This is a genomic window from Bradyrhizobium sp. Mp27, assembly GCF_029953005.1.
GTDB lineage: Bacteria > Pseudomonadota > Alphaproteobacteria > Rhizobiales > Xanthobacteraceae > Bradyrhizobium > Bradyrhizobium barranii.
On sequence record NZ_JASAUS010000039.1, the window covers coordinates 46,686 to 65,138 of the forward strand.

At 64.2% G+C, this 18,453-nt stretch carries 17 protein-coding genes and 2 pseudogenes; 11 read left to right on the forward strand and 8 right to left on the reverse strand.

Features of this window, described 5'->3' with window-relative positions; all coding sequences use genetic code 11:
* Positions 1-54: 54 nt before the first annotated feature.
* The 3 genes and pseudogenes from QJT78_RS20970 to QJT78_RS20980 all read left to right on the forward strand — a co-directional run.
* Complete coding sequence (locus QJT78_RS20970) at positions 55-1,035, forward strand: tripartite tricarboxylate transporter substrate binding protein (protein ID WP_028151598.1); 981 nt, start codon at positions 55-57, stop codon at positions 1,033-1,035.
* Positions 1,036-1,157: 122 nt separating this feature from the next.
* Positions 1,158-2,112: pseudogene (pip, locus tag QJT78_RS20975) on the forward strand (prolyl aminopeptidase).
* Positions 2,113-2,274: 162 nt separating this feature from the next.
* Positions 2,275-2,409: pseudogene (locus tag QJT78_RS20980) on the forward strand (IS5/IS1182 family transposase); the annotation flags it as partial.
* Between the two features lie 17 nt (positions 2,410-2,426).
* Here the strand turns inward: QJT78_RS20980 and QJT78_RS20985 are convergent.
* Positions 2,427-2,822: a VOC family protein gene (locus tag QJT78_RS20985; RefSeq protein WP_028151597.1), complete on the reverse strand. Its 396-nt coding sequence runs from the start codon at positions 2,820-2,822 to the stop codon at positions 2,427-2,429.
* Positions 2,823-3,100: 278 nt separating this feature from the next.
* On the opposite strand from QJT78_RS20985, the gene QJT78_RS20990 reads away from it, so the two are divergent.
* From QJT78_RS20990 to QJT78_RS21005, 4 genes are all read left to right on the forward strand, one after another.
* Positions 3,101-3,706, forward strand: a complete 606-nt coding sequence (locus tag QJT78_RS20990) for a hypothetical protein (RefSeq protein WP_049807606.1) — start codon at positions 3,101-3,103, stop codon at positions 3,704-3,706.
* 36 nt (positions 3,707-3,742) lie between these two features.
* On the forward strand, positions 3,743-4,579 hold the full coding sequence (locus tag QJT78_RS20995) for an alpha/beta hydrolase (protein WP_080586573.1): 837 nt from the start codon (positions 3,743-3,745) through the stop codon (positions 4,577-4,579).
* A gap of 165 nt (positions 4,580-4,744) precedes the next feature.
* Positions 4,745-6,016, forward strand: a complete 1,272-nt coding sequence (locus tag QJT78_RS21000; RefSeq protein WP_028151596.1) for a DUF2157 domain-containing protein — start codon at positions 4,745-4,747, stop codon at positions 6,014-6,016.
* Positions 6,013-6,627 (forward strand): GDYXXLXY domain-containing protein, encoded by a 615-nt coding sequence (locus QJT78_RS21005; protein WP_028151595.1) that lies wholly within the window; start codon positions 6,013-6,015, stop codon positions 6,625-6,627. Before QJT78_RS21000 ends, QJT78_RS21005 begins: the two co-directional genes overlap by 4 nt.
* A gap of 7 nt (positions 6,628-6,634) precedes the next feature.
* Here QJT78_RS21005 and QJT78_RS21010 read toward each other — a convergent pair whose 3' ends face one another.
* On the reverse strand, positions 6,635-8,047 hold the full coding sequence (locus tag QJT78_RS21010; RefSeq protein WP_281460287.1) for a PLP-dependent aminotransferase family protein: 1,413 nt from the start codon (positions 8,045-8,047) through the stop codon (positions 6,635-6,637).
* Positions 8,048-8,154: 107 nt separating this feature from the next.
* On the opposite strand from QJT78_RS21010, the gene QJT78_RS21015 reads away from it, so the two are divergent.
* Positions 8,155-9,015, forward strand: coding sequence for a DMT family transporter (locus QJT78_RS21015; protein ID WP_038943208.1), 861 nt, complete (start codon positions 8,155-8,157; stop codon positions 9,013-9,015).
* A 683-nt stretch (positions 9,016-9,698) separates the two neighbouring features.
* Here QJT78_RS21015 and QJT78_RS21025 read toward each other — a convergent pair.
* A complete protein-coding gene (locus QJT78_RS21025) occupies positions 9,699-10,913 on the reverse strand; it encodes an EAL domain-containing response regulator (RefSeq protein WP_028151592.1) in 1,215 nt (404 codons plus the stop codon).
* 770 nt (positions 10,914-11,683) lie between these two features.
* The gene (locus QJT78_RS21030) at positions 11,684-12,847 is read right to left on the reverse strand and encodes a hypothetical protein (protein WP_028151591.1); all 1,164 of its coding nucleotides are present in this window, start codon (positions 12,845-12,847) and stop codon (positions 11,684-11,686) included.
* 340 nt (positions 12,848-13,187) lie between these two features.
* Here QJT78_RS21030 and QJT78_RS21035 point away from each other — a divergent pair, with 340 nt between their 5' ends.
* Positions 13,188-13,811: a helix-turn-helix transcriptional regulator gene (locus tag QJT78_RS21035; RefSeq protein ID WP_038943204.1), complete on the forward strand. Its 624-nt coding sequence runs from the start codon at positions 13,188-13,190 to the stop codon at positions 13,809-13,811.
* A gap of 63 nt (positions 13,812-13,874) precedes the next feature.
* On the opposite strand, the gene QJT78_RS21040 is transcribed toward QJT78_RS21035, so the two are convergent.
* From QJT78_RS21040 to QJT78_RS21055, 4 genes are all read right to left on the reverse strand, one after another.
* Complete coding sequence (locus QJT78_RS21040; protein WP_028151590.1) at positions 13,875-14,123, reverse strand: hypothetical protein; 249 nt, start codon at positions 14,121-14,123, stop codon at positions 13,875-13,877.
* A 98-nt stretch (positions 14,124-14,221) separates the two neighbouring features.
* Positions 14,222-14,599 carry an Hpt domain-containing protein gene (locus QJT78_RS21045; RefSeq protein ID WP_028151589.1) on the reverse strand — a complete coding sequence of 126 codons (378 nt, stop codon included), beginning with the start codon at positions 14,597-14,599 and terminating at the stop codon, positions 14,222-14,224.
* Positions 14,600-14,751: 152 nt separating this feature from the next.
* The gene (locus QJT78_RS21050) at positions 14,752-15,450 is read right to left on the reverse strand and encodes a Crp/Fnr family transcriptional regulator (RefSeq protein ID WP_038943206.1); all 699 of its coding nucleotides are present in this window, start codon (positions 15,448-15,450) and stop codon (positions 14,752-14,754) included.
* Positions 15,451-15,641: 191 nt separating this feature from the next.
* On the reverse strand, positions 15,642-16,352 hold the full coding sequence (locus QJT78_RS21055) for a Crp/Fnr family transcriptional regulator (protein ID WP_028151587.1): 711 nt from the start codon (positions 16,350-16,352) through the stop codon (positions 15,642-15,644).
* A gap of 431 nt (positions 16,353-16,783) precedes the next feature.
* Between QJT78_RS21055 and QJT78_RS21060 the strand changes: the two genes are divergently transcribed.
* On the forward strand, positions 16,784-17,257 hold the full coding sequence (locus QJT78_RS21060) for a response regulator (RefSeq protein ID WP_028151586.1): 474 nt from the start codon (positions 16,784-16,786) through the stop codon (positions 17,255-17,257).
* 408 nt (positions 17,258-17,665) lie between these two features.
* Positions 17,666-18,453: Hpt domain-containing protein (locus QJT78_RS21065; protein ID WP_281460288.1), on the forward strand; the 788-nt coding region annotated here is incomplete at its 3' end.

Sequence of the window (18,453 nt, forward strand, 5' to 3'; positions counted from 1 at the left end):
GCACGGCAGCCTGGTCGTGCCTACAAACAAGAATACGTAATGGGGGAGGAGAAATTGTTTCACGTTGCAAGGCGCCGCATTCTGGCCGCGCTGACGGCCGCGACTTTCGCCGTGCTGCCGCTGGAGGCCGGCCGCGCGGCCTATCCGGAGCAATTGATCAAGATCATCGTGACCTTCCCGCCCGGCGGCAGCGCCGACACCGTCATCCGTGCGCTCGAGCCGCTGGTCACCGCGGAGCTCAAGCAGAGCCTGGTGATCGAGAACCGCGCCGGGGCAGGGGGCAATATCGGCATGGCGGCGGTGGCCCAGGCCAGGCCCGACGGCTACACGCTCGGCGTTGCGCCGGCGGGCGCGCTGACGGTGAACCCGCACCTCAATTCGTCGATGCCGTTCGACCCCAAGGATCTCGCGCCGATCCCGCTGCTGGCCGAAATTCCCTTTGTGCTGGTGGCGTCCGCGGACGTGCCCGCGCACAATGCCGCAGAGACGATCGCGCTCGCCAAGGCGAAGCCGGGCGCGCTGTCGATCGGGCATGGCGGCAATTCGACCGCGATGCATCTGACGGCCGCGCTGTTCACGCAGAAGGCGGGGATCAGCATGGAGCTCGTTCCGTATCGCGGGACGGCGCCGGCGGCGGTTGATGTCCTTGCGGGACACGTCCCCTTCGCGGTGCTGGATATCCCCGCATCGAGGCAACTGATTCTCGAAGGCAAGCTCAACGCCGTCGGCGTCTCCTCGGTGCGTCGCCTTCCATCCTTGCCCGATGTGCCGACTCTTGCCGAGAGTGGTATCGCGGGCTTCGAATCCGTGGGCTGGTTCGGGCTTGTTGCTCCCTCAGGCACGCCCGCGGACGTCATCAGCAGGCTGAACGAGGCTTTTACAAAAGCCCTGAAAGACCCGGTGGTGGCCGAGAAGATCCGGACCCTCGGCGCAGAGCCCGCACCGACCTCGCCGGAGCAGTTCGGCCGCTTCATTCAGAGCGAGAGCACGAAATGGGGCAAGCTCATCAGCGAGGCCGGCATCAAGGCGAACTAGGCCGTGTACCTATAAACCCGGTGCGACATGTGACTGGTGGCTTCGTCCGCTTTGCTCCTATAACCGAAACCACCATGATCGCGGCGTGCTAATCGAACCTCGTGGTGCCAAACGGAGGCCGTATGAGTCAGTTGAGGTCCATGTACCCACCCATCGAGCCCTATAGCTGGCACCCTCGACGTTGGAGAAGGTCACCGGGTTTATTACGAACGGGTGGGGACGCCGGGCGCGAAGCCGGCGGTCTTCCTGCACGGCGGACCGGGCGGAGGTTTGTCCCCTGAACATAGGCGTCTGTTTGATCCCAATCGATATGATGTCATGCTCTTCGATCAGCGAGGATGTGGGCAATCAACTCCGTATGCGGGGCTCGAAGCGAATACGACCTGGCATTTGGTATCGGACATCGAGCGCTTGCGTGAACTTGCAGGCGTCGACAAATGGCTCGTGTTCGGTGGCTCGTGGGGATCGACTCTCGCGTTAACTTATGCAGAAACGCATCCCGACTGCGTCAGCGAGCTTGTTCTCCGTGGCGTCTACACCGTCACCAAGGCGGAGCTGCAATGGTACTATCAGTTCGGCGTTTCAGAGATCTTTCCGGAGAAGTGGGAAAAATTCCAGGCACCGATACCCCTGAGCGAGCGAGGCGACATGATTGCGGCGTATCGCAGCCGGCTGACGGGCGACGATCGAGCCACCCAGCTCGAGGCAGCCAAGGCTTGGGCTATTTGGGAGGGCGAAACGATCACGCTGCTGCCTAATCCAGCATTCTCGACATCGTTTGGCCACGACCAATTTGCGCTCGCGTTTGCGCGATTGGAGAACCACTATTTCGTTCACGATTGCTGGCTGGAGGAAGGGCAACTTCTGCGCAACGCTCATCGTCTCCGCGGTATCCCGGGAGCCATTGTTCACGGCCGCTACGACATGCCCTGTCCAGCCCGATATGCGTACGCGCTGCATAGGGCGTGGCCTGATGCCGCGTTCCATCTGGTCGAGGGTGCAGGTCATGCTTGGTCGGAGCCAGGTATCCTCGATCAACTGGTGCGCGCCACCGATCGCTTCGCGACAGCACTATGAAGAGGGCAACGACGAAGTCGGAAAAATCCGGGCGCAGGAGAGGAGAATCATCCGTTAGCGGCGGGCTGGTCTCTGGGGCCGCATCATCGACACGCTGGGTGCTTGCTACTCCACGTAAGAAGAGCGTCTGCGACACGTCGATCGTCCGCGTGCATCAGCACTGAGCGCTTCTTCAACAGGATCAAGCAATGCCGTCGTGTGGCGACGCGCTATGACAAGCCTGCCGCCAACTATCTCGCCTTCGTCCAACTCGCTTCAATCAGGCTATGGCTCGGCGCTAATGAGTCCACGTCCTAGGCCTTCCTCTCCGCCGCTCAAGCTTGCTTGTTCTGACGGAGCCGTGACGGCCAGCCGATCCTGACCAGGGTCTCGTCCGGATCCGACAGCGCAAACTCGTACATTCCCCACGGCGTGTCCTTCGGCCCCTGTCCGTTGGCCAACTCGCCCGAAAACTCTCGCGCGAGTTCGTCGACGGCCTCGGTGTAGAGATAGAGGCCGAATGGGTTGCGGCCTCTGATCAGCCAGCCTTCGACGGCATCGGTGAGATGGAGATGGCCACCCTTTCCATCGGAGAGGATGCGATAGCTGTCCTCACCGTCCGCCGGTTTGTCACCGTCCGCGCGCGTAAAACCGAGCCGGGCGTAGAATTTCTCCGAGGCGGCGAGGTCGTTGCAGGGAAGGATGGACGTCAGTGCGTGAGTTGGAGGCATGCGAATCCCTTTGCGTTAGAGCGCCGATACGTGGGGACGGAAGGTTCAAAGTCGTCACGGCCCGCCGTCCCGACCAGCTTGCGTCCTTTTGAAGACGACCTTATAACCTCGCGCAGGTGCCGAAGGGGCGCCTTCCCGCACAAGAGGCTCTCACCCTTCGAGAGGTTGTCCGTTTTCTTCCGGCGATACGATCCTTCGATCGGCATCCGGGAAGGCTAACGATGACGAGCCCTTTGTTCGGCAATAGCGGGAGTGTCGGACGCCTCACTGGGGTTGTCATGAACACCGTATTCTCGTCGGGCGCTGCGATGCTCGAATTCCCAAGCACGTGCGATGAATTGCTGCGTGAAATCAAAATTCGCGCGCGGCTACGCTTGAACGATCTGACCAATGAATCGCCGGATGTCATTTTCTACGCACGCTGGATATCGAGGCGGCGACGCCGGGCGTGGCCCGCGAAATGGAAGTTGACCCACGCCCTCAACATAGTCTGCACGGAGCTCGGTTTCCAGGATTGGGAACATGCACGTCATGTGCTTGGCGGGCAGGCCAAGCCAACGGATGACATGGGCGGGCTGTGGTACGATTTCCGTTGCCAGCTTCTGCTGAACAACTGGTTTGCGAGCTACGCCGAAGCTCGTGCCTTCTGCAAGCATGGGGCGACCCGCTTTCTGTTTCCTTACGCCAGGCAGGTCGTCGTGGGCGACGAGAATTTCGTGCGCATGCTGGGGCTCGACCCTGAATCGTCGCTGTGGGAGGAAACCCGGCGCGATCTCCTCGCAAGCTATGGCACGCCCGCCTGGCGCACCCTCTGCCATCTGCGGCTGACAGCGACCCGTGGTCGCCTTCCGATCGGTCGCAGGCCGGCGGCGCGGAATCTCTAGCACCATCGACGTCCCCTCAACGATCGCGCCCCCGGAATGAATCCGCGCGCCGCTTTCGCGTCAATTCTTTCAGAAAGCCATCGACATATGACAAGTCTCTTCGCAACGTCCAGCGACGGCAGCCGCATTGCCTATGAACGCGCCGGTTCCGGACCCGCGATCGTACTCCTGCACGGCGGCATGCAGTCGCGTCAGGTCTGGCACGCGGCCGGCTACGTCAGCGAGCTCCAGTCCGACTTCACCGTACTGGCCATCGACATTCGCGGTCACGGCGACAGCGAAAGGCCGCGGGATTCAATCGCCTACTCCGTCGATCGGCACTGCGACGATATTCTCGCGGTCGTCGATCACGCTTGTATCGAACGGTTTATGCTCTGGGGATATTCCTACGGAGCGAACATAGGGCGTTATCTTGCCGCTCGATCCCGGCGCGTGCTTCGGTTCGTCATGGTGGGCATACCGTTTGGCCCAGGCGCCGTCGGTGAATTTCGCAGCACCATTACCGGCGTCCGCGATCGATGGGCGCCAATCCTCAAGGCTCAAGAGGAAGGCAGTCTCGATGTCGAAGCGTTGACGCCCCCCGAGCGGGCTTATCTTCAAAGTGGTCGCGCCGGCCCTGAGGTGGCTTGGCTCGCGGCGATGCTGGATTGGGAAGATATCGATCCAGGGCGTCTTCTTTGCCCGACACTTTGGATCGTTGGCCGGGAAAACCCGGCCGCGCTCGGGAACGCGCAGACCATCGGGACTGCGTTGCAGTCGACCAAAGTACAGCTCGTGATCCTGGACGGCCTGACCCATGAAGCCGAACTGAGTGCGGTCGATCTCGTCCTGCCTCGAGTTCGTCAGTTTCTGCATGTCGGGTCATCATCATGACGGCCGGTTACTTACTCGGTTCGACCGTGAACGCGAAGCCGCTGTCGCGCGGGGGCGCGCGCCCGGTGCCCCCGCAACCAGAGCGGTGACAGGTTGAACCTGTTGCCGTCGCGGCCCGACCAACAGCATCCCGCCAGTCGGCAGGGAGCGAGGTGTTTCACGACGATGTTCGACAAAACCTACCGGCAGCGCCTCGAGGCTGATCTCGCGCAATGGGAAGCCGACGGCGTGATCGCGCCGGCGGCGGCCACCTCCATCCGCAGCGCGCTGCCGCCGCTCTCGCCTGGCATCAACATCGCCGTCGTCGTTGCCATCGTCGGCGGCCTCTTGATCGCAGCCGCCTTCCTCGCCTTCGTCGCGGCGCACTGGACGGAGATCGCGCGGCTGCTGCGGTTCGCGATCCTGATCGCCGGCATGGTCGTCGCCGGCGGCCTCGGGGCGTGGTTCGCCGCGACGGGCCGCAATGTTCTCGCCGATCTCTGCGCGAGCATCGGGGCGATCATCTTTGGCGCGGGCATCGCGCTGGTCGGCCAGATGTATCATCTCGGCGAGGACTTCGCCGGCGGCATGCTGCTGTGGTCGATCGGAGCATTTGCCGCCGCACTGCTGACCGGATCGCGCGGCGCGCTTGCGGTCGCCCTCGTCGCCGCCTGCATCTGGACCTGCATGCGCAGCTATGATGCGCCTGATGTCCTGCATCTTCCGTTCGTGGCGGTCTGGCTGATCGCCGCCGCGCTCGCGCTTGCATGGAACTCCCGCGTGGCGGCCCATCTCGTTGCGGTCGCGCTGCTTCCGTGGTGGATCGCGACGTCGCTCCGCTTCGAGCTCGACGGTGCCCAACCGTCGTTCGTGCTCGCGAACGGCGCTGCCCTGCTGTTCGGCGCCGGACTCGCAATCGCCGCTGTGCCGTCGCCGAGGGCGCTGCGCCTCGGAACGGTCCTATCGATCTACGGAGCGTTTTCGCTGGCCGCCGTCGCTTGCCTGGAGGTGACAACGGTCGACGACATCATCCGCTTCCGGAACAGCACGGTGCCGGCCCAGCCGCTTTGGGCGATCCTGTGCGGGGCCGTTGGTGTGATCCTCGCGCTTGCGTCCGCAGGGATCACCAGGCGTGCAGGTGAAATCCTTGCAGCATGTTCGATCGGGCTCGTCCTGCTCGCGGCGCCGATCTGGCCGGCATCCACGGCCGGCGAGCCCTGGTTCGCCTATGCCGCGCTGCTCTGCGCCATGCTGTGCCTCGTCGTCTCCGGTGTGCTTGATGATGTGCGTCCGCGGATCGCTGCCGGCTGGCTCGGGATCGCCGGCGTCATCGCGGGGATCACCTGGGCGGTGAAGGGCTCGCTGCTGCGCCGCTCGGCCTTCCTTGCCGCGGCCGGTGTTGTTGCCGTCGTATTTGCCACCGCGCTCAATCGCGCGCTGCCGAGGGCTCAGCGATGATGGAGTTGACCGCGTCCGTGACAAGACTCTGGCAGCGCATCCCGAAAGCCGTGCTGTTCGGTGTCGCCGTCCTGCTTCAATGCGCGCTGCTGGTGCTGATGGTCGCCGATCGCATGCAGATCCTGCGCGAAGGCCGTGAGGTGACCTTGCAGACGCAACCGGTCGATCCCCGCGATCTGCTGCGCGGCGACTATGTCGTGCTCCGCTACGACATCTCGCAACTGCCGGCGGGCACGCTTGCCGGCCAGCCGGCGGCCGAGCGCAAGCCCGTCGTGTTCGTCAAGCTCGCGCCGAATGCCAATGGTCTCTACGAGGCCGTCTCGGTGCATGCCGAGCCCGTCACAGTCACGGCTCCCGAAGTGCTGATCCGCGGCCGCGTCTCCTATTACGGCGGGACCTGCGGCTCGGGCCCGCACGTCTTCTGCGAGAAACTGGCGATCAAATACGGTCTCGAAAGCTATTTCGTGCCCGAAGGCGAGGGCAAGAAGCTCGAGCAAGCCCGCAACCAGCAGAAACTCCGGGTCGTCGCCGCCGTACTCCCCTCAGGCCGCGCTGCCATCAAGCGCCTGCTGCTCGACGGCGAGCCGGTCTATGAGGAGCCGTTGTACTAGGCGCTGATCATTTGGCCTTCAGCGCCTGCCGCAGCACGTCCCACATCCGCGGATCGCTCATATGCGCCACGTTGAAGCGCAGGAAGTCCGATGCCGTTTGTGACACGCTGAACACGTTGCCCGGTGCGAGCACCACATCCTCCTCGAGCGCGGCGCGCGCGACGGCGGTGGCATCCTGCCCGCCCGCGAGGCGGCACCAGAGGAAGAAGCCGCCGCGCGGCATCAGCCAGGGCTCGATGCCCAGCGCCTGAAGTTTTCGCACGACGTCGCGGCGCGTGCGCGTGAGCTTCTGCCTGAGCTCGTCCATGTGCTTGCGATAGCTGCCGCCGGCCAGGACCTTTGCGATGATCTCGGTCGCCACCGGGCTCGGGCCGCCAAAACTGGTCGCGACCTGGAGGTCGACGAGGTGCTCGATCCAGTCGGCTCGCCCTGCGATGTAGCCGCAGCGCACCGAGGCCGACAGCGTCTTGGAGAAGCTGCCGATGCGGATCACGCGGTTCAATCCGTCGAGCGCGGCAAGGCGCGGCGAGCGCTCCGGCTCGAAGTCGCCGAAGATGTCGTCCTCGATGATGGCGAGGTCGTGCATCGCGGCTGCAGTCAGAAGCCGGTGCGCGGTCTGGAGCGAGATCGTCGCGCCGGTCGGATTGTGCAGCGCTGAATTGGTGATGTAGAGCCGCGGCCGCTCAGCCGCGAGGATCTGCTCGAAGCGCGCGACATCGGGGCCCGACGGCGTGTGGGGCACGCTGACGATCTTCGCCTGATGCGCGCGCAGCAGGGCGCGAAAATTAAAGTAGCAGGGATCGTCGACCAGTACGGTGTCGCCGGGACGGAGCAGGAAGCGGCAGATCAGATCGGTCGCCTGCGTGCCTGAACCGGTCAACATCAACTGGTTGATCGAGGCCTCGATCGCGTCTTCGCCGAGGCGCGCGAGCAGCAGCCGGCGCAGGGCAGGGGAGCCGCTGGTGGTGCCGTAATTGGTCAGCACGCTCGCGTCGGTGCGGGCAAGCGCGCGCGTGGCCCGGCGCAACGCCGCCTCCGGCATCCATTCCGGCGGCAGCCAGCCGCAGCCGGGCTTTGGCACGGCATCGTCCGTGTCGAGCGATTGTCGGGAAACCCAGAACGGATCAACTTCCCGGTCGCGGCGGGGCTCGACTTCCGCCAACGCCAGCGGCGAGGTGACAGCCGATGAGACATAGAAGCCCGAGCCGCGACGCGCGCGGATCAGGCCGTCGGCGGCTAGCCGATCATAGGCTTCGACGACGGTGGACGGCGAAACACCCATTGTCGCGGCAAGGCTGCGGATCGACGGCAGGCGGTCGCCGGCACCGAGTGCGCGGGCCGCGACCTTGGCGCGGATCGCGCCCATCACGTCGATGGTCCGCGTCCCGCCCCGTCCCTTCGTTTGTGCCTCGCCGCCCAAGGTGTATTACCTTCCATATCCATACAGTTTTGCCGGATTGTACTGGACTGTCGCTGGTCTCGCCACCGGCGACGGCCGATGATCGTGACCCAAAAAGCGAGACGGACATGCAATCTGCAGGCAGTGGCTGGGGCAACGGGCTTCTCGGCGTCATCATCTTCAGCGGCTCCCTGCCGGCGACCCGCGTGGCGGTCGGCGGCTTCTCCGCGCTGTTTCTGACGTCCGCCCGCGCGGTCATCGCGGCCCTGATCGGCATGGCCGTGCTCTTCCTGCTCCGCCAGGCGCGGCCGCAGCGGAAGGATCTCGTCTCGCTCACCATCGTCTCCATCGGCGTCGTGGTCGGCTTCCCCCTGCTGACGGCGCTCGCGCTCCAGCACATCACCTCCGCGCATTCGATCGTCTTCATCGGGCTCTTGCCGCTGTCGACGGCGATCTTCGCGGTGCTGCGCGGTGGCGAGCGGCCGCAGCCGCTGTTCTGGCTGTTCGCCGTCCTGGGCAGCGCCACGGTCGCGGGCTTTGCCCTGTCGAACGGTGGCTCGGCTTCGCTCACCGGCGATCTCCTGATGGTCGCGGCCATCGTGCTGTGCGGGCTCGGTTATGCCGAAGGCGCCGCGCTGTCGCGCCGCCTCGGCGGCTGGCAGGTGATCTCCTGGGCTCTGCTGCTCGCGCTGCCGCTGATGCTGCCGGTCGCCATCGTGACATGGCCGTCGACGTGGAGCGGCGTCGGCGTGCCCGCCTGGATCGGGCTCGCCTACGTCTCCGTCTTCAGCATGTTCGTCGGCTTCATCTTCTGGTACCGGGGCCTTGCGGTCGGCGGCATTGCCCGGGTCGGTCAGTTACAGCAGCTCCAGCCGTTCTTCGGCCTCGCGCTCGCCGGCTTCCTGCTGCACGAGCCGGTCGCATGGAGCATGATCGCCGCAACCGCGCTCGTGGTCGTCTGCGTCTTCTTCGCGCGGCGATATGCCTGAGGCGGTGCATCGCAGTTCCCGACCAAGGTGTGAAGTCGATGACCTTGATCGAACGCGCTTCCATCTTGTCATTGGCGCGCGACCATCATCTGGCGCGGGAGCTATGCGACTACCAACGTTGATCTAGATCAACGTCTGTTCTTGCACGCAGTGTCGCACTGGATGGGAGAATTATCTCCTCGGTGCATCGCGTACCCTGTTTCGCGATCACAGTGACAGCATCCGCCTGGCTGGTCGGCTCGTTTCGCTGATGGGACGGTGGTCGGCATCCTCACGCGACTGACAGAAATCCGCAGAAAGCAAGGGAAGGAGCACGTCATGCGACACGTAACCAAATTTTGGCTAGCCGGCGCCGTTATTGCCTGCGCAGCCATGGGCTCGGTGCAGTGGTCGGAGGAGGATGGTCTTTCATTCTCGGTTCAGAGCGCACAGGCCCGCGTAGGACGGCCAGCGACCCCAGTGAGTGTTGCCGGCGTCGCGCGGCGAACAACGCGCCGCGCCGTAGTCGGTGGCGCGGCCGTAGGCGCTGCTGTCGCGGCACCGACGTGCGCCCGCGTGCTGGTCAATGGCGTCTGGGTCTGCCGCTAGGAGAGCTCTGTCCTTCATGGGGGTGATCGCAGTGACCGCGCTCGTGGTCGTGTGCGTCTTCTTCGTCGCGCGGCGGTTGGCGTGAGGCTTGTGCCTCACGCCTGCCCCATCACCGTCCGCGTCAGCGCGCTCCGGGCAAATTTCTTCAGCGGCATCGGCTTGCCGAACAGAAATCCCTGCACGAGGTCGAAGCCGAGCTCGTTGGCGGCGACGAGGTCGGCGCGGCTCTCGACGCCTTCGGCCACGGTGCGAACACCGTAGGCGTGCGCGAGCTCGACGATGTGACGGCACACCGTGCGCTTCAGCCGATCGCTGCCGCTGCCGGTGACGAACTGCCGATCGGCCTTCAGCTTGATGAAGGGAATCTTGTCCAGATCCATCAGTGACGGCCAGTTGGCGCCGAGATTGTCGATCGACAGGCCGATATTGTGCAGGCGCACCTCCCGGGCGACCTCGACCAGGAATTCGAGATCGCGGATCGCCTCCTCGCTGTCGATCTCGATCGTCAGCCCCCCGAAGGCCGGATGCGTCGGCATGCGGCGGCAGAGATCGCGCACCGCCAGCGGCTCCTTCAGATATGACGTCGGCAGGTTGATCGAGAGATCGACCGGGCTCTGCTGCTCCAGGAGATAGTGCCAGTCCTGCAAGGCGCGCTCGATCACGAACTCCGAGAGCTCGCGCAAATGCGGATCGTGCTCTTCGGGGATGAAGTAGGCGGGCGGCACCACGCCCCAGGTCGGATGCCGCATCCGCACCAGCGCCTCGGCGCCGCTGCGGACCAAGGTGCGCGCGTCGATCTTGGGCTGGTACCAGAGCTCGAGCCAGCCGGCGTGAAGGGCCTCGCCGACATACACGGCCGGGCTCGGTGCCGGCTCGTCCGGCAGCAGCATCGCGACGCGCTCGCGCAGCGTCTCCGCGGCAAACGGCGTGGTCAGTGGCGGCAGCATCGCGAGGCCATATTCCTCGCCGACCTGCTGCACGGCCCTGACGATGATGGACTCGCGCGCGCCGACGGCGAGAACCTTGCCGTCGAAGGCCTCGCGCACCAGCGTCTCCAGAAACCTGCCGGGCTCGATGCCGTCGGCGGCGATGCCGAGCAGGATCAGGTCCGGCAACTCGCGGGTCAGCACGGTCTGCAACTCGTCCGCGCTGGCGCATTCGCTGGTGACGAAACCAAGATCCTCCAGCACCTCGGCGAGGAATGCGCGCAGATGGCGCTTGCCGTCGGCGACGCATGCGCGCGGCGTTACCTTTCGCCGTCCGAAGGTTTTGGGCCTCCGTCCGGCGAGCTCAACAAGTTCATCGTTCATCGCAAACCACTCCCGTTCCGCGACAGGTGTTAGCGATGGGAGCAGTTTCAAATATGGAGAGCTTCAGTCGATTGTTGAATTATCTGGGTAACGTTAAAGCCCGCATCACGTCTAAAATTGTCTGGATCTTCTTCCAGAAGTTTTTACGTCTGCCCGCACGTCGCGCGCGGGCGTGCGGCAATCCCGCGCAATTTTTGCAAGACGCGGCTTGGCTGCGGACACGCGCGCTGTCCTGTAATCGGACGAGGTCGCGCGCACTTCGCCCAATTGAATAATGGACGCCTCAATTGACTGTGGCCGTGGCGTGCCGGGTCATGCAGTACCAGTTCGCGACCGCGAATCAGGACGGGAAACGCCTTGTAGAATCCGTGCTGTCGAGCTGCCGGCGCTCGCGTGCAATGCCGCCATCGTCGATGTCCGCCGGTTCGATCTCATCGCAACCTCCGTCCCGTCGCTCTTGCGGTGCATCGCAGGATCGACGCGATGGCAGCGATGGGAGAGTTCATTTTCACGCGATGCGCGCATGTTTCATGGTTTACGCGTGACAGTTCTGCGACAACGTGGCCGGCTGCGGCGGCGCAAATGTGAAGCACATCACATGTGTCTTGCTGCACCTGCGCTATTGCTGTGCCCAGCCGGTGGTGGGCTGTCGAGGATTACAGCAATGACGACGCGGCGATTGATGTATTGGTGGTTCAGATTCGTTCTGTCAGGGCGATTTACCGATCGATTCCTGTGCCTGCCGCGCGCGGAGTAGCTGCGCCGCACTATCAGGTTTGCCCGATCAATTTGCGAAAAGCCGCCGCGCCGTCCTGCACGGCGTCGCGTCCCTTCCAGGCCAGATAGGACAGCTTGCCGCCGAGCGTGTCGTGGCTGCGCAGCCGGCGCGAGCCGAGAATGTGGCCGACATTGGAGGGGAAGCGGCTGACCTCTGCGGACACCAGCGCCGCGATCGCATCCATCAATTGCTGGAGCCGGACGCCCCATTCGCACCCCTCGATGCCGTCGATGTGGACCTTGAGCGCATATTCGGTGTCGTAGATGTCGGCGAGCAGGTCGCGGGCGACCAGCACGCGGTTGTGCTTGAGCGCGACCCGCAGGGCGAGCCGCTTGTCGTCGAGCCGGTCGAGCACCATGGGAACGACGGAGGCATAGGGCGTGGCGGCGACGTCGGCCACGCTCTTGCTCGCGGCGGTCCTGGTGGCAAGGCGCATCAGTTCCCAGGACGTCTTCAGGCGCCTCGCCACCAGCGCCAGCGCAAAAGGCAGCGCGTCCGGGTGGGACTTCCTGAAGGCATCGAGTTGCGCGGTGATCTGGGCAACCTGGCCGTCGTCGAATTTCGCGATCTTCTCAGGCAGCTTTTCGTTGAACTTCGGCAGGGCGTCGCCGGCGCGCAGCACCTGCTGCATTTTCCTCACGTCGTCGAAGGCGGTGCGCGAGGCCGTGTATTGCGTGAGCTTGGCGCGTGCGAACTCGGTGCTCACCGCCGATGCGAGGGTGTTCTCGAGGACCTTGAGGACCTTGGTCTGGAAGATCGACGCGGTTTTCAGCACTTCCTTCGGGTTGTTGGCGGTGACCTGGTCGTTGATCGCCTTGATGTAATCGCGCGCCATGGTCGGCAGCAGGTCGCGGCAGATCCACTCCCAGATCGGCGTGAGCGTGTTACGTGAGATCCGCCCCGCATTGGCGTGCTCGGGTGCGCCGTCGATCAGGAGCAGTTCGAGCGGCGCGAAGAAATAGCGCGAGGGACTGGTGGCGCGTGCCTGGGTCGATCCGTCCTTGCGGAATTCGGCGCGCAACTTCGCCTGGATGTCGGACGAGCCCGGCATGTCGATGCCGCACAGTTCGAGCCGCTCGAGCTCGCTGAGCAGACAGCTGCGCGAGAGCGGCGTCAGCCTCTGCAAGAACTCGGACAGCCGATCGATCTCGTTCATGGCACGCAATCTTCCGCAGCGTTTCCCGCAGGCCTGCCGGCCTCATGCGTGGAGGCATTTGCGCGCTCTCAATCGTGACCAAGAGAAGCAAGTCATTGTTAATTTATCCGTAAAAGGCGGGAGGCGTGGGCGCCCGCTGGGGAGCGTTGGTTAAGGAGGCATTTCGTTGCCTGCTCAAGTTTTGAGCGAAAGCCTCAACCTGCGCGTGGTCGATTGCGTGGGTACTCAAGCATAAATTGTGCCTACGCCGGTATTTCAGCACAAAACTGCCAAAATTACCGTAGTCTTACGGAGCAGAAAGTTAACCACAGACCGGCCTCGGTTCCGGTAAACGAGTCACATGGGGTCACAGAACGATACGGCTACCGATTCGCGGCCGTCGGAATGGTTCGAAAGCAGCTCTGCTCCGACCGAAGAGCTCGATTTCGCCCGCCTGAACGCGGTCCGCGCCAAGGCCGCCGACGAGATGGCCAGCGCCATCGCCCGCGAGCTCAACGGCCCCCTGACCGCGCTCCTGCTCTACATGGGTGAGATCAAGCACCACAGCGACCAGCTCGCGCCGGTTACGGCCGATCGGGCCTATTTGCAGCGCGTGGTGGAGAATGCGCTGGCGCAGACCGAACGTGTTTGCGGCGTGGTCAAGCAGCTTGCCGGTCCTCACAGGGATGCCTTGCCGATCCCGTCCAGGACCGAGGGCGCCGAATTGAACGCCGCCCGCGCACAGCAAGCGCAGCGCGTGCCGAGCACCGAGTTGCTGGGCCTGTCGGGCCAGAAGCGGCTGACCAAGCGCGAACGCGAGGTGTTGAGGCTGATCAGCGAGGGCTATTCGAACAAGCAGGGCGCGCTGCGGATGCACATTAGCCCGCGCACGTTCGAGAGCCATCGCGCCGAGGCGATGCGCAAGCTCGGCGCGCGCAACACCGCGGACCTCGTCCGTGCGGCGCTGCTGCATTCGAACGATTGAGGTTCTGTCCTGCGCCGCCGGGCGGGCGATCAAGCCTGGGAATGGCGTGGGGACCCGATGGGCTCAGAGATAATCCTCGGCGAAGGGGCGCACCCGCGACGGCGGCCGCAGCGACTTGGGCTCTTCCTTCGGCGCGCTCGGAATGATCGTGATGGTCCAGCGCGGCGGCATGCTCGATTCCTGCTCCAGCACCGAGCGAACGAAACCAGTCACCGTCGTCTCGCCAGCCTTCACCGTCGCCGTCCTGCCGTTGAACTGTGCGATGCGGAAGCGACGGACCTCTTTCTGATCCGCAGTCTCATAGGTGAACATGGAAACCCTCCTGGTTTCCGGCGACTATCGCCACCTATGATTAGCCATCTGTGAAAATCGCTAACCGTAGAAGTACGGCGGGCTTGGCACGCGCCTTTCTAACCCTGCGGCTCCTGCGCGCGCGCTGCGGCGTAGGCGGCATCCATCAGGTCCACGAGGCCGTGGAATTCGGCCTCGCCAAGCGTCTCCGCGGTCTGCTCCAGCCGCAACGCCAGCGCCGCAAGCCTGACATAGCCAAACGTTCCGGCCGCGCTCTTCAGCGAATGCGCTTCGCGGATGATCCTGGCGAGGTGCCGCGCGAGCGAGAGCGTGCGGAACAGTTGCAGGCGCGCGCAGGTCTCGCTCCAGAACACGTCGCGGACTTCACAGGCCCCGTCCTCGCCGATCTCCCGCACCAGCGCTTCGTAGGCACCCGGCTCGCGCGCGGGCGCGGCATCGAGCGCTTTTGGCATCGGCGCGGCGGTCACTTCAAACATGGCTTTGGCCTGTCCCGGTCACGGTTCGTCTGCCGCGCGGCCTGTACGGCGCGAGGCATGCCCCGTGTCTACGGCATCCGAATTTCAGTTCCGGTAGCAGGACGATCCGTGTTTGCAGGCCGGCGTTAGCCGCCGGTTTACCAAGGCGCCGGTCAGCGCGGGCCGAGCAGCCGGTCGTACTGGGCCTTCACGGTGGCGTAGCATTCGCACGCCGTCTGGCGCAGGCCGTCCAGGTTGAGGATCTGGATGTGTCCGCGGCTGTAGTGGATGAAATTGGCGTGCTGCAACGTATTGGCGACCAGCGACACGCTGTTGCGGCGCGCCCCGATCATCTGCGCCATCGCCTCCTGGGTCAGCAGCAGCCGGTAGTCGCCCGAGAGGTCATGGGTGTGCAGCAGGCAACGCGACAGCCGCGATTCCACCGGATGGGCGGCGTTGCAGCCCGCGGTCTGCTGGACCTGTGCGTAGACGGCCAGCCCGTGACGGGTGAGCAGCGTCCGCAAGGTGCTGCTCTGGTCGGCCGCGTCGCGCAGCCGGTCGAGGTCCATCACGGAGGCGGCACCGGGGACCAGCACGATTGCCGTGTTCAGCGCGCAGGCATCGCCCATGGTCGAGAGCGTTCCGAGCAGGCTGTCGCGGCCGACCATGGCGACCTGCACATGCTCGCCCTTGGCGAGTTTCACCACCAGCGAGATGACGCCGCGGTGGGGAAAGTAGGCGCGCTTGAGCGTCTCGCCGGTCTCCACCAGGATCGCTTCATGCGGCAGATCGATCATGCGCAAATGCGGGCGGATCAATTCGTAGTCCTCCGCCGACAGTGCGGACAGGAAACCGTTGGATGGGCGCGCCATCGTTTCCAAGACTGCCTCCGTCTCGTCAGCCCCCGAACTCGAAGCGAACGGGCTGCTTGCTGCACGGATAAGTTTGATCATGTTCCCGTCGGGATATATTGGCAATTGGGACAAGATGTCCGGTTGCGATGGCGCCCCTGCCGCACTGTGTGCACACCGGCATGCAGCAGGCCGGTTGCGCCGGGCTGTGGTCACCGCGGGGCTCCCAGCAGGCGGGCGTGGCAGCCCTTCACCGCCGCATAGCAGTCGCAGGACCTCGTCTCCAATGCGCGCTCGTCGACGATCTCGATCTGGCCGCGGGTGTAGTGAATGATGCCGGCGCGCTGGAGCGCATTTGCGACGAGGGAAATCGCGTTACGCCGGACGCCCATCATCTGCGCCAGCGTCTCCTGTGTCAGCGGAAGGAACTTGCTGTCGGACAGGTCACGGGCACGCAGGAGCCAACGCGCCAGCCGCCCTTCGACCGGGTGTACCGTATTGCACAGCACCGATTGCTGCGCATGCGCGAGCAGCGCCTGCTCATGGCGGATCATCAGGCCGCGAAACTGCGCGCTTGCGGCCGCCACCGCCCGGAAGGCCGCGATTTCGAGCACGGACGCAGTCCCGGGGAAGAGCACGGCGGCATCCGTCGGAGCGATGCCGTCGGCAAGGGCGGCGCCAGCGCCGACGGCGCTGTCGCGGCCCAGCATCGCGACCTCGATCATCTGTCCCTCGGAGAGACCCACCGTGATCGAAACGGATCCGCCATGCGGGAAGTAGACATGTCGCAGCGCGGCGCCTGCCTCGGCCAAGACAGATTCCCTGACCATTTCGACTGTCGCGAGATGGGGGCGCAGCAGATCGAAATCCGCCGCGCCGAGCATTTGCAGCAACAGGTTGGACGGGTGGCCGCTCGCGGTCATGCAGGTCAATCCGGCGCATTCATTGGTACGATCGGGCGCCGCGCCCTGTGCGTCATCCAGTTGCACGGCGACGAAAACATATTGTAAAGGTTGTGGAGCCGTCCATATACCCGTTGGGGGGCAGACAGGCTGCGGCATTTGCGGCGGAAATTGAGAATTGCATGCTGGTCCGCGCGTCAATTAGGGGCGTCCGTCTTGCGCCGGGCGGCAGGAAAAAGCGGCAAGAGGGTTGTCATGAGCCGCTAGCATCGCAACTGCACCGCCATCGGACGCCGGCCGGCACCTGCGGCTTCCCCTCAAGCGCGCATTTCCCGCCATCCGGGACTGGTTTGCGTGGCTTCGCGATGCCGCGACTGTCGCACCTGCCCGTGATTTCCCGACAGGACCGTTGACGCTTGCATCAATGTTTCGACCAGCCAGAGGAGGACGGCGTGCCCCGCGGTTCGATCTCTGAATCGCTGAAACGGGAGGCTCAAACGGGCACGGCAGGTCTGCACCATGTTCTCATTGTCGACGACGACCCGATGGTGTGCATGGCCATCGAGATCTATCTGCAGCGGAATCATTTCCGGGTGACGATTGCCGACGGAGGAGAAGCCGGCCTTCGCGCTCTCGAAAACGAACAAGTCGATCTGATGATGATCGACATCTTCATGCCGCGTATGCGCGGGTTCGAGTCGATCCGGATCTTTCACGAGCACGCGCCGGCTATTCCGCTGATCGCGATGTCCGGCTACGCCTTCGCAAATTTGAACGCGCCCGCACCCGACTTCCTCCGGATGGCGCTGGAGCTCGGCGCTGCGCGTTGCCTTCGCAAGCCGTTCACACCGGATGCGTTACTCGCTGCCGTCAAGGATTGCCTCGCGGAGCATCGTGCTGTCTCCGCAATTGGGTTAGCACGGTAGCAATCGCGGCGGCCGCGAAATAAGCGTCCGTTTACCGCAAGCGCAGCTGTTGCGGATTGAGCAGGCGAGCAGCGGGCGGCCGTGTGAGCGATTCTGATTGCGCGTGATTTGATTCAATTCGCGCGGCCCGTGCATATTGTCCTCCGCCAGCGTGATTTTTTACGCATGTCGCAGTGTTGTTATCGGAGCGTTTACCTATCGCGTCTGTCGCGTGAGATGCGGCGCCGCTTTTGCCGAAAGACGCTATCGCAGGTCGCGAAGCGCAAACTTGTCTTCAATATCCGTATTAGCACGGAGGCTGAAATTAACGGGACCGTGAAAGGGGTTGTCTAACGATCCAGGCGCGGACCTCCGCCGAACTCCAGGTGCGGCCCAGGCGTCGAAGTCCCGCTCAGTAAGGCGTAGCTCATGGATGATCTGTTGCGGGAGTTTTTGACGGAGACCAGCGAGAGCCTGGACACCGTCGACAATCAGCTGGTGAAGTTCGAGCAGGAGCCGAACAACGCCAAGATCCTGGATAACATCTTCCGCCTGGTCCACACCATCAAGGGCACTTGCGGCTTCCTCGGACTGCCGCGGCTTGAAGCGCTGGCACATGCCGGCGAGACGCTGATGAGCAAATTCCGCGACGGCATGCCGGTGACGGCCGGCGCGGTGACGGTGATCCTGGCCTCGATCGACCGCATCAAGGAAATCCTCGCCGGGCTGGAGGCGACCGAAGTCGAGCCCGAGGGCACCGACCGCGACCTCATCGACAAGCTGGAAGCGATGGTCGAGCAGGGCATGGCGGCTATGGCCGCAGGTGCTGTTGCTGATGCACCGCCGCTCGTGCCGGAAGCTCCCGCTCTCGTCGAAGCAAAGGTTGCACCGTCGAAAGAAAAAGAAATGACCGAAGGCTCGCTGATCGACCAGACCCTGGAGCGCCCGCTGCGTCCGGGCGAAGTCTCGCTCGACGAGCTCGAGCGCGCCTTCCGCGAGACCGCGATCGAAGCGCCGGCCCCTGTCGTCAAGGCCGAGCCCGCGCCGGCGGCTGAAGCTCCGGCGCCCGCCGCCAAGGAAGCTGCAAAGCCCGCCAAGGAGAAGCCCGCGCCGAAGAAGTCGACGGCCGACGAGAATGCAGGCGAAGGCGCCAGCATCGCCAACCAGTCGATCCGCGTCAACGTGGATACGCTGGAGCATCTGATGACCATGGTCTC